Source organism: Aliiruegeria haliotis, assembly GCF_003003255.1.
In the GTDB taxonomy this organism is placed as follows: Bacteria; Pseudomonadota; Alphaproteobacteria; order Rhodobacterales; family Rhodobacteraceae; genus Tropicimonas; species Tropicimonas haliotis.
Genome location: NZ_PVTD01000001.1, coordinates 982,342 through 996,415, shown reverse-complemented (window position 1 = coordinate 996,415; position 14,074 = coordinate 982,342). Strand labels below are relative to the sequence as shown.

The 14,074-nt window shown below is 64.6% G+C and carries 10 protein-coding genes; 8 read left to right on the top strand and 2 right to left on the bottom strand.

All coding sequences use genetic code 11. The features are described 5' to 3' along the window. The first annotated feature begins 3 nt into the window (after positions 1-3). Complete coding sequence (locus CLV78_RS04485) at positions 4-3,162, top strand: efflux RND transporter permease subunit (protein ID WP_106203529.1); 3,159 nt, start codon at positions 4-6, stop codon at positions 3,160-3,162. A gap of 443 nt (positions 3,163-3,605) precedes the next feature. Here the strand turns inward: CLV78_RS04485 and purU are convergent, their stop codons facing one another. Beyond that, entirely contained in the window at positions 3,606-4,490 is an 885-nt protein-coding gene (gene purU / locus CLV78_RS04480; RefSeq protein ID WP_106203528.1) for a formyltetrahydrofolate deformylase, read from the bottom strand. 150 nt (positions 4,491-4,640) lie between these two features. Then, on the bottom strand, positions 4,641-6,590 hold the full coding sequence (locus CLV78_RS04475) for a tetratricopeptide repeat protein (protein WP_106203527.1): 1,950 nt from the start codon (positions 6,588-6,590) through the stop codon (positions 4,641-4,643). Between the two features lie 291 nt (positions 6,591-6,881). Between CLV78_RS04475 and CLV78_RS04470 the strand changes: the two genes are divergently transcribed. From CLV78_RS04470 to CLV78_RS04440, 7 genes are read left to right on the top strand one after another with little or no spacing between them, the layout of a single operon-like run. Next, positions 6,882-7,862 (top strand): HAD family hydrolase, encoded by a 981-nt coding sequence (locus tag CLV78_RS04470; RefSeq protein WP_106203526.1) that lies wholly within the window; start codon positions 6,882-6,884, stop codon positions 7,860-7,862. After that, complete coding sequence (locus tag CLV78_RS04465; protein ID WP_281261131.1) at positions 7,862-8,857, top strand: AAA family ATPase; 996 nt, start codon at positions 7,862-7,864, stop codon at positions 8,855-8,857. Before CLV78_RS04470 ends, CLV78_RS04465 begins: the two co-directional genes overlap by 1 nt. Positions 8,858-8,867: 10 nt before the next feature. Continuing rightward, on the top strand, positions 8,868-9,806 hold the full coding sequence (locus CLV78_RS04460; RefSeq protein WP_106203524.1) for a DUF58 domain-containing protein: 939 nt from the start codon (positions 8,868-8,870) through the stop codon (positions 9,804-9,806). Continuing rightward, entirely contained in the window at positions 9,806-10,291 is a 486-nt protein-coding gene (locus CLV78_RS04455) for a DUF4381 domain-containing protein (RefSeq protein WP_106203523.1), read from the top strand. Before CLV78_RS04460 ends, CLV78_RS04455 begins: the two co-directional genes overlap by 1 nt. Then, positions 10,288-11,268, top strand: coding sequence for a VWA domain-containing protein (locus tag CLV78_RS04450; RefSeq protein ID WP_106203522.1), 981 nt, complete (start codon positions 10,288-10,290; stop codon positions 11,266-11,268). Before CLV78_RS04455 ends, CLV78_RS04450 begins: the two co-directional genes overlap by 4 nt. Further along, positions 11,268-12,797: a VWA domain-containing protein gene (locus CLV78_RS04445; RefSeq protein ID WP_106203521.1), complete on the top strand. Its 1,530-nt coding sequence runs from the start codon at positions 11,268-11,270 to the stop codon at positions 12,795-12,797. The genes CLV78_RS04450 and CLV78_RS04445 overlap by 1 nt, the downstream gene beginning before the upstream one ends. Then, positions 12,794-14,074 carry a BatD family protein gene (locus CLV78_RS04440; protein ID WP_106203520.1) on the top strand — a complete coding sequence of 427 codons (1,281 nt, stop codon included), beginning with the start codon at positions 12,794-12,796 and terminating at the stop codon, positions 14,072-14,074. The genes CLV78_RS04445 and CLV78_RS04440 overlap by 4 nt, the downstream gene beginning before the upstream one ends.

Below are 14,074 nucleotides of genomic sequence, written 5' to 3'. Positions count from 1 at the left end.
GCCATGATTTCCACGGTCTTCATCCGTCGCCCCAAGACGGCGATCGTCATCTCCACCGTGCTGACGATCATGGGCCTGATTGCCTATGCCGTTCTGCCGGTGGAGCAGTTCCCGGACATCACGCCCCCGGTTGTGAACGTGTCGGCCAGCTACACCGGTGCCAATGCGGAAACGGTGGAGAACACCGTGGCGGCTCCGATCGAGGCGCAGGTAAACGGCGTCGATGACATGATTTACATGTCGTCGGATTCCACCGATACCGGGTCCTACTCGCTTTCAGTGACATTCGAGGTCGGGACCGATCCGGACATCGCGTCCGTGAACGTTCAGAACCGGGTGGCGCAGGCCACGGCGCAACTGCCGTCGGAGGTGACGGCCACCGGCGTCGTTACCCAGAAGGCGTCGACAAACATGCTCCTCACGGCAGTGCTCTACTCGCCAGAGGGCACGTATGACGAGGTTTTCCTGTCCAACTATGCCTCGATCAATCTCAAGGACGCGCTGGCGCGGATCAAGGGCGTGGGCAAGGCGGATGTGCTCACGAACTTCCAATACGCGATGCGGATGTGGATGGATCCGAACAACATGGCCTCGCTCGGCGTGACGCCGGGAGATCTTATTGCAGCGATCCGCGAGCAGAACCTTGAGGTCTCGGCAGGGCAGCTTGGCACGCCTCCGGCACCGGACAGCCAGCAGTTCCAGTATACGATCAAGTCCAAGGGTCGTCTGACCAGCGTCACCGAGTTCGAGAATATCGTCGTGCGCACCGGCGATGCGGGCTCCATCGTCCGGATCAAGGATGTGGCGGAGGTCGAACTCGGGGCGAACTACTACAACGCGTCCGGCCGGTTCGACGGGCTGCCGGCGACCGTGCTCGCCATCTATCAGGCGCCGGGGGAAAACGCGCTCGCGGTGGCAGAACTGGTGGAGGCCGAGCTTGAGCGGCTGTCGCGGGTCTTTCCCGACGATATCCAGTACGCGGTGCCCTTCAAATCTACCGACTTCGTGCAGCAATCCTTGAACGATGTCGTATCGACCCTGATCCTGACCTTCATCCTCGTGATGGCTGTCGTGTTCATCTTCCTCGGGAGCTGGCGCGCCACGGTGATCCCCATGGTGGCCATTCCGGTGTCACTCATCGGGACGTTCGCCTTCCTGCTGGCGTTTGACATGACCCTCAATACAGTGTCGCTGTTCGCCCTCGTGCTGGCCATCGGTATCGTCGTGGACGACGCCATCGTGGTGGTCGAGAACGTGGAACGGATCATCGCCGACGAGGGGCTTTCGCCGCCGGAAGCGACCGCCAAGGCGATGGGCCAGATCACCGGACCGATCATCGCGACCACGCTGGTGTTGCTGGCGGTCTTCGTCCCGGTGACCTTCATGCCGGGCATCACCGGGCGCCTTTATTCGCAGTTCGCAGTGACGATCTCGGTTGCCGTCGTGATCTCCTCGATCAATGCCCTGACGCTTTCGCCCGCGCTCTGCGCCATCGTGCTGAAGGCGCGCGAAGGCGGGCCGAAGGGCATATTCGCGCTGTTCGAACGTGGCATCGGCGGTATGCGGAATGGCTACCACGCCATCGTGAAACGCTTTGTGCGGGTGGCATTGCTCGCGATCGTGGCGATCGTGGCGGTGATCATGGCAACGGGCAGCCTGTTCGTCGCAACGCCGAAGGGCTTCCTGCCACTGGAGGACAACGGCTACCTTTTCGTCGACATACAGCTGCCGGATGCAGCCTCGCTGGCGCGGACGGAAACGGTGGCCGACCGGGTCAACGCGCAGCTCGAAGACGTCCCCGGCGTCGTCAATACGGTGCTTGTCAACGGGTTCAGCATGCTCAGCGGCTCCGGGTCCAACGGTGCCATGATCATCGTGAACCTCGACCCCTGGGATGACCGCAAGGCGCCGGGGCTCAGCGCAAATGCCATTCTGGCGAAGGTCATGGCCATCGCGAACCAGGAGGCCGCGGCCTCCATCCTCGCCTTCAACCCACCGCCGATCTCCGGCCTCGGCATGTCCGCAGGCGTCGAGATGAAGGTGCAGCAGACCGGTGGCGGCACCGCGCAAGACCTCTCGGCCGCGCTCGGTGGCCTTGTCTACGCGGCCAACCAACGCGATGAGATCGCACAGGCCTACACGACCTTCCGGGCGAACGTGCCCCAGGTCTTCGTCGATCTCGACCGGGAAAAGGCAAAGACGTTGGATGTGCCGATCTCCGAGGTCTTCCAGACTCTTCAGGCCTATCTCGGCTCTTACTACGTGAACGATTTCAACCTGTTCGGACGTGTCTACAAGGTGATGATCCAGGCCGACGGGGATTATCGTTCGCAAGTCGAGGATATCTCCCGGCTGTATGCGCGATCCAGCACCGGAGAGATGGTCCCGCTGGGCACCTTGGTCGACGTGGAGAACATCCTCGGCCCGGTGCTGCTCAACCGCTACAACATGTTCCGGTCTGCAACGGTCACGGCAGTGCCCGGGCCCGGGTTGTCCACCGGCGACGCGATCCGGGTGATGGAAGAAACCGCCGAGGAGGCGCTGCCGCCGGGGTTCAGCTATGAATGGACGGGCACCGCGCAGCAGCAGCAGGCCTCGGCCGGACTCGTCCAGGTGATCCTCGTGATGGCTGTCCTGTTCGGCTACCTGTTCCTCGTCGGGCAATATGAAAGCTGGACCATGCCGGTGGCGATCCTGCTTTCGGTCTCGGTGGCGCTCTTCGGGGCGGTGGTGGCCGTGGCCGTGACTGGCAACGACATCAATCTCTATACGCAGATCGGGATGATCATGCTTGTCGGACTCGGGGCCAAGAACGCGATCCTGATCGTCGAGTTTGCCATGGAACGAAGAGCGGCGGGCATGAGTATCCGGGAGGCCGCCGCCGAAGCCGCGTTCCAGCGGTTCCGGGCGGTCATGATGACGGCACTGAGCTTCCTGCTCGGCGTGGTACCCCTGCTGACCGCCAGCGGTGCCGGCGCTGCCAGCCAACGTGCCATCGGGATCGCGGTCTTCGGCGGCATGTTCGCGGCAACCGTGATTGGCGTCGTGTTGGTACCGGTCCTCTACGTGGTGCTCCAGAACCTGCGCGAATGGGTCAAGGGCCTCCTTGGGGGCTCAGGGAAAGGCCCGTCTCCGGTCCCGGTGGAGGCAGATCCGGAATAGACCCGCTGCGAAAGGGCCGCGACGACCCGCTGGCCAAATCCCGCAGGCGGTCGTCAGTGGGTTGGTCGCATCCGATGGGTAGACCTATCCACTGCAGCCGCGTAGCACGAGCGGGCAGGCAGGCAGATGCGATGGCCGGATCCAACCACGGAAGGTAGGCGGCACACCCGACTGCAAGGTGAACCACATCTGCAGTTTCTGCCGGCCGCTTGCCAGTCCAGTGCTGCCAGTCACGCGAGCCACTGCATTCGCAGCCCTGCGACCTCCGTGTGGCCGATCCTTTCCGCGAAAAGACGCGCATACCCGGACAGGTCATGCCTTCACGTCGATCCGGAGCGCCGCGCGCCGCGCAAGCGGCGCGCCATCGCCAACGGTATGAGCCGCCGCCGCGCCCGCGTCAGCGGGTCCGGCGGAGTCGCAGTACCGGCGGCAGTCCCCCGCCGCTAGCCCATCCGTTCGGAGCGGTAGCTGTCGGGCGAGGCCGGAAACACTACGGTTTTTCCTCCATTCAGAAATACCCGGCGGTGGATATGCGCATGGACCGCCCGGCTGAGCACGAGGCTCTCCACGTCACGTCCCAGCGTCACGTAGTCGGCAGGCGATTGCGCGTGGGTCAGCCGCACGACGTCCTGCTCGATGATCGGCCCCTCGTCGAGGTCCGCCGTCACGTAGTGCGAGGTTGCGCCGATGAATTTCACACCGCGCGCATAGGCCTGTTTGTAGGGGTTCGCACCCTTGAACGATGGCAGAAAGGAGTGATGGATGTTGATGATCCGTCCCGACATCGTCCGACACATCGTATCGGACAGCACCTGCATATACCGCGCCAGCACAATCAACTCGGCGCCGGTCTCCTCCACGATGGCCATCTGCCGGGCCTCGGCGGCGGATTTGGTCTCCTTCGTCACCTTGAGGTAGTGGAAGGGAATGTCATGGTTCACCACGACCTTCTGGTACTCCATGTGATTGGAAATCACCCCCACGATATCGATCGGCAATGCGCCGATCCGCCAGCGGTAGAGCAGGTCGTTCAGGCAATGCCCGAACCGGGAGACCATGATGATGACCTTCATCCTGGCGTCGCTGTCATGAAACCTGTGGGCCATGCAGAACCGTCCCGCGACAGGTTCGAAACCGGCCTCCAGGCAGTCGAGCGTGGCGCCGGTCTCGCTCTCGAACGCGACGCGCATGAAGAAATTGCCGGTCTCGATGTCGTCGAACTGGTGAGCGTCGGTGATGTTGCATCCAGCACCGGCAAGAAAGCCGGAAACGGCAGCGACAATCCCGCGGCGGGACGGGCAGGTCGCGGTCAGGGCGTAGTTTGGCATCGGGCGATCCTCGGCGTGGCGTGTGTCCCCCGAACCTGCCGCGACGCAGCAATGGCGGAAAGCCCGATCCGGGCCCGGCGGGCGCCAATTGCGACTCCCGGTGTTCCGGTTGCATCCAGAGTTTTCCGATTGGCGTCGAAACCGCCGCCGTCAGGGAAGCTGGGCCTGAAGCGAAAGCAGCCCGGGATCGTCGGGGAGTTGAGCCAGCGCCTCCGCTAGGGCGGCACGAGCACCGTCTTCGTTGCCCGTCGCCGCCTCCAGCCGCACGATCATCACCCAGGCCTGCGCCATCTGCGGGTCGATCCGAACGGCCTCCCGGAAGGACGCGAGTGCGGAGGCGATGTTGCGGGTCGTCAGCCCGATCCCGCCCAGAACGATGTGGGTTTCCGGGAAATCGGCGGTCACCGCCAGCGAGCTCTGCCACTCCGACGTCGCCGCCGACAACGGACGCTGGTATTGCTCGGGCAGGCGGGCGATCGGCGCCGACAGCATTTCCCGTGCGGCCGCGATCCGGACAAGCCGTGTCGGGTCCTCAAGCAGAGGCAACAGTCGCGGCACCATTTCCGTGGCTGGCGCAGCCCGCTGCAAGGCAAGCGCATAGGCGCGCACCATCGGATCGGCATCCTCCAGCGCCGGGACTACGGCATCGGCCACCTCGGCGGATTGATACGGCTGAAGCAGTTCCATCGCCGTCGCCCGCACGATCCCCGGCATTGTCTCTGCCATCGCGATCTCCAGCAGGTTGGCGGAGACATCGACCTGGCCCTGATTGGCCGCGTGGAAGGTCGTGGCAAAATGCGGGCCGCGGTATTCGGACTCCGGGAAACGTTTCTCAAGCTCGGCCTGCGCCCAGTAGGGACCCTCGGTCGCGTGACAATCGGTGCAGGCATTCGGTGAGCCGGTCGCGATCGTCAGGTCTGGGCGCGGCACCCGGAAGGAATGGTCCCGCCGACCGTCGATTCCCATGTAGTCGCGTTCGATCATGTGGCAGGCCTTGCACTGGGCACCCTCGGAGCCGGACTCGTGGAAATGGTGTTCCGGCGTGTCATAATCGGCGATCTTCAGGCTCGGGAAATCGGGGTTTCCGGCAGGGGAGTGGCAGGTCAGACAGACGCCGTTGCCTTCGAGGTGGTGTTTGGCCGCGTGCACGTCGTGGCAGTCGGAACAGACCACGCCCTTCTGGTACATCGTTGATTGCAGGAAGGACCCGTAGACATAGACCTCGTCGAGGATCTGTCCGTCGGGGTGATAATGCGGCGACCGCAGCGGCGAGAGGCGATAGGCATCGTGAAACGGCGTCCCCGGAACGGGTGAGCCGCCCAAAAACGGACCGCGACGGGCGTGGCAGGCGGCGCATTGCTGGATCTCGGTCTCCGCGTCGCCCGGGGCGTAGTCGATGGTGAAGCCAAAGTCCGACAGCCCGTCCCATGGCCAGTCGTCGGGCTGGCTCTCGGTCTCCGCCCAGGCGAGGTGCGCGGCCCCGGGCCCGTGGCAGGCCTCGCAGCCGACACCGATCTCGCTCATGGTACTGGAATACTGCCGATTGCGCGGATCGTAGTTGCGCTCGTAGTTGGTTGCGTGGCACTCCGCGCAACGGTTGTTCCAGGTCTTGTAGGGACCGGTCCAGTGGAACGCATCGCTCGCCGGAAGGTGCTGATCGGGGTACATGTGGTACCATGTCTGCTCCACCGTGTCCCAGGGCACGTCGAAGCTCTGATATCGCCCCGGTTCGGTTTCCACGAAATACTGCTGCAACGGCTCGATTCCGATCACGCCGGCAACCGGCCATTTCGTGATCTGCCCGTCCGGCCCGTCACTTTCGATATAGTAGGTGCCGTCCTCTTCGGTGAAGCGACTGGTCAATCCACGATGGGTAAACGACGTGTTGTCGAAGTCCGCGACGATGTTCGCGCCGGTCGGCTCTGTCCAAGCGAGGTCGTGGTGCGAGCCGGTCCAATCCTCGTACTCCGCCGTATGGCAGTCGATACAGGCGTCGGTGCCGACATAGGCGGGTGGGTCCTTGGCCTCCTGCGAGAACGCGGCGTCGGTCATGCCGGTCGCGGCAATCAGAAGTATCGTCAAGAAATGCGTGGGCGCCATCGAGGTGTTCCGTAAATGGTTGCTGGACCGCAGCTTAGTGGCGATGGCGGGTCCCGGCCAGTGCGGTTTTCGCGCCTTGCCGACAAGTTTCGGATTGCCGGGCCGTTGTCGCCGCCGGGCAGACAAGAAAGTGCTCCACTTGCTTCTGTCTTGTCCGGGCATCCTGTGCGCGGCCTGTTCGGCAGGGCGCACGCCAATGGCTGGCGTCTGGGGGGAAGAGGTTTTCTTTTGGAAGAGGTATGCTACGTTGAAAACGTAGTTGGCCGCCGAGCCTGTAAATCGGAGAAACCCATGTTTATCAAGTCATTGACAACCGCCGCGTTCCTGCTCTCCTCCGGTGTTGTACTTGCGGACCCGCTGCCGTCCTGGAACGCAGGGCAGAGCAAGTCGGCGGTGATCGATTTCGTCAACGCTGTGACCGACCCTGCTTCGGACAGCTACGTGACGCCGGCCGACCGGATTGCGGTTTTCGACAACGATGGAACGCTCTGGGCAGAGCAACCAGTCTATTTCCAGATCGCCTTTGCCGTCGATCAGGTTGCGAAGCGTGCGGAGGCTGATCCCGCGATCCTGACCTCCGACGCGCTCAAGGCAGCAGCCGAAGGTGATGTCGAGGGCATTCTCGCCTCCGGCAAGGAAGGATTGCTCGAGGTCCTGGCCACGGCGCATGCCGGTATGAGCGTGTCCGAGTTCAAACAAAACGTCGCCGACTGGCTCGACGAGGCCCGCCATCCGACGACCGGACGCCGCTATGACGAGATGATCTACCAGCCGATGCTGGAATTGCTGAGCTACCTGCGCGACGAAGGCTTCGCCACGTACATCGTCTCCGGTGGCGGTATCGATTTCATCCGCGTGTTCTCGGAGGACGCCTACGGGATCGACGTCAATCAGGTCGTGGGCTCGTCGCTGGTCAGCGAATACGTCGTCGGCGACGCCGGCCCCGCGCTGATGAAGATGCCAGACCTGTTCTTCAATGACGACAAGGCTGGCAAACCGGTGGCGATCAACCACCACATCGGCAAGCGGCCCATCCTCGCCGGCGGCAATTCCGACGGCGATTTCGAGATGCTGGAATGGACCACGTCCGGCGAGGGACCCGGGCTGGCGCTCTATGTGCATCACACGGATGCGGAGCGGGAATGGGCCTATGACCGGGAGGGGCATATCGGCGTGTTGAACCGCGGTCTGGACGAGGGGCCGGATCGGGGCTGGGTCTTCGCGGACATGGCGACGGACTGGTCCACGATCTTTCCCGCAACGGTAGAGTAATTCCCGAGGGTTTGGGCATGAGCACAGTTGAACAGATCATCGCTCTTCAGGAGCGGATGGGACAGTCGATCATTGGTCAGAAAGACGTGATCGAACGCCTTGTCATCGGGCTCCTGGCCAATGGCAACCTGCTGATCGAGGGCTTGCCCGGGCTGGCAAAGACCCGGGCGGTCAAGGCGATGTCGAAGAACCTCGAGGCGGATTTCTCCCGCATCCAGTTCACGCCCGATCTCCTGCCGTCGGATGTGACCGGAACGGAAGTCTACCACCAGACCGCCGATGGCGCCGAGTTCCGGTTCGAGGCCGGCCCGATCTTTGCCAATATCGTGCTGGCGGACGAGATCAACCGGGCGCCGGCCAAGGTCCAGGCCGCATTGCTGGAGGCGATGGAGGAGCGGCAGGTCACGGTCGCCGGCACCACCCACAAGATGCCGCCGCTGTTCATCGTGATGGCGACCCAGAACCCGATCGAACAGGAGGGGACCTATCCGCTGCCAGAGGCGCAGATGGATCGCTTCCTGATGCATGTTCAGGTGCTCTATCCGCCGGTCGAGGACGAGGTGGAGGTGATCCGGCTGGTGCGAGGCGAGGAACAGGGCGCCCTTTCGGGGGCGGAGGGCGACACGCCACCCGTGATCCCGCAGCAGGCCGTTTTCGACGCCCGGGCCGAGATTTCGCGGCTGCACGTGGCCGATGCAATGGACCGCTACATGGCCGATCTCGTGCAGGCGACACGGACGCCGGAGGCGCTTTCGGAGGATCTGGCACGCTGGATCGAAATCGGTTCTTCGCCGCGAGGCAGCCTTGCGCTGGACAAATGCGCCCGGGCGCATGCTTGGCTGAAGGGACGCGACTATGTGGACCCGGCGGACGTGCGCGCGATCGTCCACGACGTCTTCCGCCACCGAATTGCGCTCTCCTACGAGGCACAGGGCGACGCGGTTTCCATAGACAGGGTGATCGACGAGATCGTCTCGCTGGTCGCCTTGCCCTGAGGTCGCGCCCATGGTCGCGAAGGGCACATCCGATCCGCGGATCCACGTCGATCTTGCGCATCTGCGCCGTCTTGCGGGCGGCGCGCGCAATATCTCGTTTCTCCCGCGCCAACCCGCCCGCTCGGCGTTGAACGGGCGCCATGCCTCGCGGCTGCGGGGCAGGGGGCTGAATTTCGAGGAGTTGCGCAACTACCAGGTCGGTGACGATCCCCGCACCATCGACTGGAAAGTGACCGCGCGCACCGGGGAGCCGTATGTCCGGGTCTACACCGAAGAACGGGACCGCCCTGCGCTGCTGTTGGTCGATCAGCGGATGACCATGTTCTACGGGACGCAAATGAATATGAAATCCGTGACGGCGGCCGAGGCCGCCGCCCTTGCCGCCTTCCGCATCCGCGCGCAAGGCGACCGGGTGGGCGGGATCGTCTTCACCGATGACCATATTGCCGAGTTGCGGCCAAAGGCCAGCAATGCCGCGCTGAACCGATTGCTCTCCGTGATCGCGGGCGCCAACAGCGCACTCAATGCCGAGCGCACCGTTGCCCGCACCTTGTCCCTCAACGATCCGCTGGAGGCCGCCGCGCGGATCGCGACAACGGGGATGCTCATCCTCGTCTTCAGCGATTTCGCGGAAACCGACGACCGGACGGAGCGGCTGATCCGGCAGCTTTCACTGCACAACGACGTGATCCTTTTTCCGATCACCGACCCGACGGGTCTGAAACTGCCCGACGATTTTCGCATCGTGGCCTCCGACGGGGATCTTCAGGTGGAACTGGACGGGCGGGAGACCGCGACGACCAGATCGGTGCAGGAGATCGTGAGTGCACGCCTTGGGCGGGCCATCGGATGGACGCGGAAATATGGCATCCCGGTTCTGCCACTGACCTGCGACAGGGAAACGCTTCCGCAAATCATGGACCTGATGGGCGTGAGGGGCGCGCGCTGATGGCCGATCCAGCCACCCTTCCGGACACCGAGGGGCTCGACCTCGTGGCGTTGCTGGACCTGCTCAAGCCCATCCCCGAGCCGGAGCCTATCTCCATGTGGCCCGCGACGGATGCCTGGATCTGGCTCGGGCTTGCGGTGCTGGGGTTGCTTGGCTGGGGCGCGCACATTCTCTGGCGCCGCTGGCAGGCGAATGCCTACCGGCGTGCGGCCCTTGCTGAACTGGAGGCCGCGGGCGAGGATCCTGCCGCCATCGCGGCCGTGCTGCGCCGGACTGCCCTTGCGGCCTTTCCCCGGGCCGAAGTCGCGAGCCTTGTCGGGCCTGACTGGCTGGCGTTCCTTGATGCGACGTCTTCGGGCGGGTTCTCCACGGAGCTTGGTACCTTGCTGACCCGTGCGCCCTACAGCCCCCAGCCGGGATCTCCGGATCTTGCCCGTCTCGCGCGGGGGTGGGTGCGTGGGCACAGGCGGGAGGATCGGACATGACGCTCGCGCTGGCCTTCCCCTGGGCGCTCCTGCTGCTGCCCCTGCCGCTGCTGGTCTGGCGTTTTGCGCCGCCGCACCGGCACCGGAGCACGGCAATCCGCGTTCCCTTTTTTCGACAGATCACGGAAGCCGCCGGGCTGGAACCCCGCGACGGTTCGGTGGTGCTGCGGCGTCGACGGATCCAGGTGATTGCAGCGGCACTGTGCTGGTGCCTGCTGGTTCTGGGCCTCGCCCGGCCAGAGCTTCTCGGGCAGAAGCAGGTTGTGGAAAAGGCCGCGCGGGACCTCGCGCTGGCCGTGGACATCTCCGGCTCGATGGATGCGCGCGACATGCCGGACGCAACCGGCGAGCGGCAACAGCGGCTTCAGGTGGTCAAGGACGTCGTCGGTGACTTCATCGAGGAACGCGACGGCGACAGGGTGGCGCTCATTGTCTTTGGAACCCGCGCCTTCGTTCAGACGCCCTTCACCGAAGACCTCGAGTCCGTGCGCGACCTGCTCGACAGCACGACGGTGGGCATGGCCGGGGTGGATACGGCCATCGGGGATGCGATCGGGCTTGCCATTCGCACCTTCGAAACCTCGGAGGTCGATCAGCGTCTCCTGGTGCTGTTGTCCGACGGTGCGGATACATCAAGCAGCATGAGCCCGGTCAACGCGGCCGAGATCGCTGCCCAACGCGGCGTGACGATCCACACGATCGGCGTTGGCGACCCGAAGGCCGATGGGGCCGACAAGGTGGATCTGCGCGCGCTGGAAGATATCGCAGCCCGGGCCGGAGGCGCGTTCTACTATGCCAGCGATGGCGAAGGCCTTCAGAAGATCTATGACGAGATCGAGCGCCTCAACCCGCGCATCACCGAGAGTGTGAGTTTTCAGCCAAAGCAGCCGATGCACAAGCTGCCCTTCGGGCTGGCGGTCCTGATCGGGTTGCTGACCACCTGGTGGCTGCACCTGAGTTCGCGGAGGGTCGCGTGATGGATGCGGTCCTCGATGCCCTCGGCGCACTGCACCTGCTGCGACCCTGGTGGCTGCTGGCTGTACCGCTCATCGGCCTGTTGTGGTGGCGGGTCCGAAAGCGGACCGATGCGGGCGAAACTGCACCGGACGGGATCGCGCCACATTTGGCAGAGGCGTTGACAGTGGGGGACGGCGATGCCCGCCGGGTCGAGGTGATCGACCTTGTCTGTCTGGCGCTGCTCCTGCTTGCGCTCGCGGCTTCGGGGTCGACCTGGAGCCGGGTGCCGAACCCCCTGCTGGCGCAGACGGCCCCGCTGGTTGTCGCTCTGGAGGTCAGCCCCTCGATGGAGGCGCCGGACCTGCCGCCCTATCGGCTGGAGCGGGCGAAGTTCAAGATCCTCGACCTCGTGGACCGTCGTGCGGGCGCGCGAACGGCTCTGATCGCCTACGGCAGCACCGCCCATCGCGTTGCCCCGTTGACCGAGGATCCGAATATCCTGCGGGCCATGCTCGAAGCCCTTTCGACGGAGGTCATGCCGGGCGAGGGTGACAATGCCACTGCCGCGCTGGAACTGGCGCGCGCGGAATTAGCGAAATCCGAGACCCCGGGCGCGATCCTCTTCGTGCTCGACGAGTTGAATGCGGCCGACGCCGCGGCTTTTGCCCCGCAGGGTGAGGGCGATGCGCCGGTGATCTTCCTCGTGGCGGCGCCCGCCGGCAGTCCCACCGGCGCGCTCGACCAGGTTGCGGGTGCAGAGGTCATTCAGCTGAGCGCCGACGATTCCGACATCGACCGGATCGAGGCCGCCGCTGCTTCCGCCTATCGCGCGGCCCTACTGGGCGACGAACGGCTCGACTGGGACGACCGTGGCTGGATGCTGGGCTGGCTGGCAATGCCGCTGGTTCTGATCTGGTTCCGGCGCGGATGGAGCGTGCGATGGGCGCTCGCGTTTGCGCTGGCGGCGGGACTGCACCCCAGCGCCGCGCGGGCGGATGTGATCGACTGGTTCTTCACGCCGGATCAGCAGGGCATGATGGCCTATCGCGGCAAGGACTTCCGCGCAGCGGGCGAGGTCTTTCTGGATCCGATGTGGCGTGCGCTGTCGATGTTCCGGGCAGGGCAATACCCGGAAGCGGCGGATGTGTATTCGCGGCTCGACACCGCCGCGGCGGCCTTCGGCGAAGGCATGGCCCGGACCCGAAACCGCGAATACCGGCCGGCGATTGCCGCCTATGAACGGGCGCTGGAACTTCAGCCCGATTTTCCGGAGGCCGCCTGGAACCTCGAAGTGACGAAGGCGATCCTCGACTATGTGGAGGCAACACGAGAGGCGGGCGACACCGGCGAGCAGGGCGGTATCGGTGCGGACGACGTCGTCTTCGACAACGAGGCCGCGCGTGGCGAGGAAACCGTGAAGGAGTATTCCGAGAAGGATGACGTGCCAGCCTTCACGACGGCGGATCAATGGATGCGATCGGTTGATACCGATATGGGGGATTTCCTGCGAACACGGTTTCTGCAGGAAAGCGCTGGAGGCTCCGAATGAGACAGCTGGCGATTGCCCTCATGCTTCTGGTAGGCCTTGGCGGGCCGGTATCGGCGCAGGACGGCACGACCTCTGAGCAGGCAGATGCCCCGGCGTATATTGTTCGGACCACGGTCGAGCCGGAGACCGTGGCTGTCGGTCAGCCGGTGGTGCTGCGTGTGACGGTGCTTGTGCCGACCTGGATGCCGCAACCGCCGGTTTTTCCTTCGATGGAGGCTCCGAACGTGATTGTGCGGTTGCCGGAGCGTGGCTCCGGCCCTGTCAGCGAAAACGTTGAGGGAGAGACATGGTCCGGCGTGTCCCGCGCTTACCGGCTCTACCCGATGGTGCCGGGCGTGGTTTCGCTGCCCACGCAGGTGATCGGGCTGACCTATGCCGATCCGGAGACGACCCAGCCCATCGAGGTGGATGCGCCGGTCGACGCCGTTTCTTTCACGGCCAGTGTGCCGGACGGGGCCGAAGGACTTGATCCCATGATCCTCGCCAGCGGTTTGACGCTGGAACAGACCCTTGAAGGCGGGGAGGGCGTTCTTGCGCCGGGGGATGCGGTCACCCGCACCATCGTGGCCCGGATCGAGGGCACGTCGCCGCTCTTCCTGCCGCCGATGATCCCCGTGCTCCAGGCCGATCCGGTACAGGCCTATCCGAAGGAACCGGCGGTGTCCGAGAGCGAGGACCGCGGCGAACTCTCTGGCCAGCGACAGGAAAGCGTGACCTATGTCGCGCAATATGGTGGCACCGTCGATCTGCCCGAGGTGGCGCTGGAATGGTTCAACGTAGCGGCGGGAAAGCTGGAGACAGCGACAGTGCCCGGGATCACCCTTGAGGTCGACGGTCCCGCTCCGAAGGCAGAACCGAGGCTCACCTCGCGGCAACTCGCTGTTCTCATCGGTGCCTTGTGTGTTCTTTGCGGGATCATCTGGGCGCTCTGGCGATACGTTCTGCCTCCGATCCGCTCGTGGCAGCGTCGGCGGCAGGCCGCGTGGTTGGCCAGCGAGGCGCACGCTGCCGAAATGGTCCAATCGGCCCTCCGTGCCAGGGATCTCCCGAAAACCCATGATGCCATCGCCCGTTGGAAGGTCGTCAGCGGGGCGGCAAGTGTCGATCGGCTGGAGGCGCCACTTGCCGGGATCGGCCGCGCGCGGTACGGCACAACGGAAACGTTGGAGGATTGGGGCGCACTTGACCGGGCTTTTGACGAGTTGCGCGCGGCGGTGCTGGAGACGGATTCTCCGGAAGTTTTGCCGCCACTGAACCCCATGCCTTCAACGCGCTGA

Excerpts from the sequence above, each read along its gene's own strand:
- CLV78_RS04455 (WP_106203523.1), top strand. The coding sequence starts at position 9,806 with ATGGCCGATCCAGCCACCCTTCCGGACACCGAGGGGCTCGACCTCGTG.
- CLV78_RS04470 (WP_106203526.1), top strand. The coding sequence starts at position 6,882 with ATGTTTATCAAGTCATTGACAACCGCCGCGTTCCTGCTCTCCTCCGGT.
- CLV78_RS04485 (WP_106203529.1), top strand. The coding sequence starts at position 4 with ATGATTTCCACGGTCTTCATCCGTCGCCCCAAGACGGCGATCGTCATC.
- CLV78_RS04460 (WP_106203524.1), top strand. The coding sequence starts at position 8,868 with ATGGTCGCGAAGGGCACATCCGATCCGCGGATCCACGTCGATCTTGCG.
- CLV78_RS04475 (WP_106203527.1), bottom strand. The coding sequence starts at position 6,590 with ATGGCGCCCACGCATTTCTTGACGATACTTCTGATTGCCGCGACCGGC.
- purU (WP_106203528.1), bottom strand. The coding sequence starts at position 4,490 with ATGCCAAACTACGCCCTGACCGCGACCTGCCCGTCCCGCCGCGGGATT.
- CLV78_RS04450 (WP_106203522.1), top strand. The coding sequence starts at position 10,288 with ATGACGCTCGCGCTGGCCTTCCCCTGGGCGCTCCTGCTGCTGCCCCTG.
- CLV78_RS04440 (WP_106203520.1), top strand. The coding sequence starts at position 12,794 with ATGAGACAGCTGGCGATTGCCCTCATGCTTCTGGTAGGCCTTGGCGGG.
- CLV78_RS04445 (WP_106203521.1), top strand. The coding sequence starts at position 11,268 with ATGGATGCGGTCCTCGATGCCCTCGGCGCACTGCACCTGCTGCGACCC.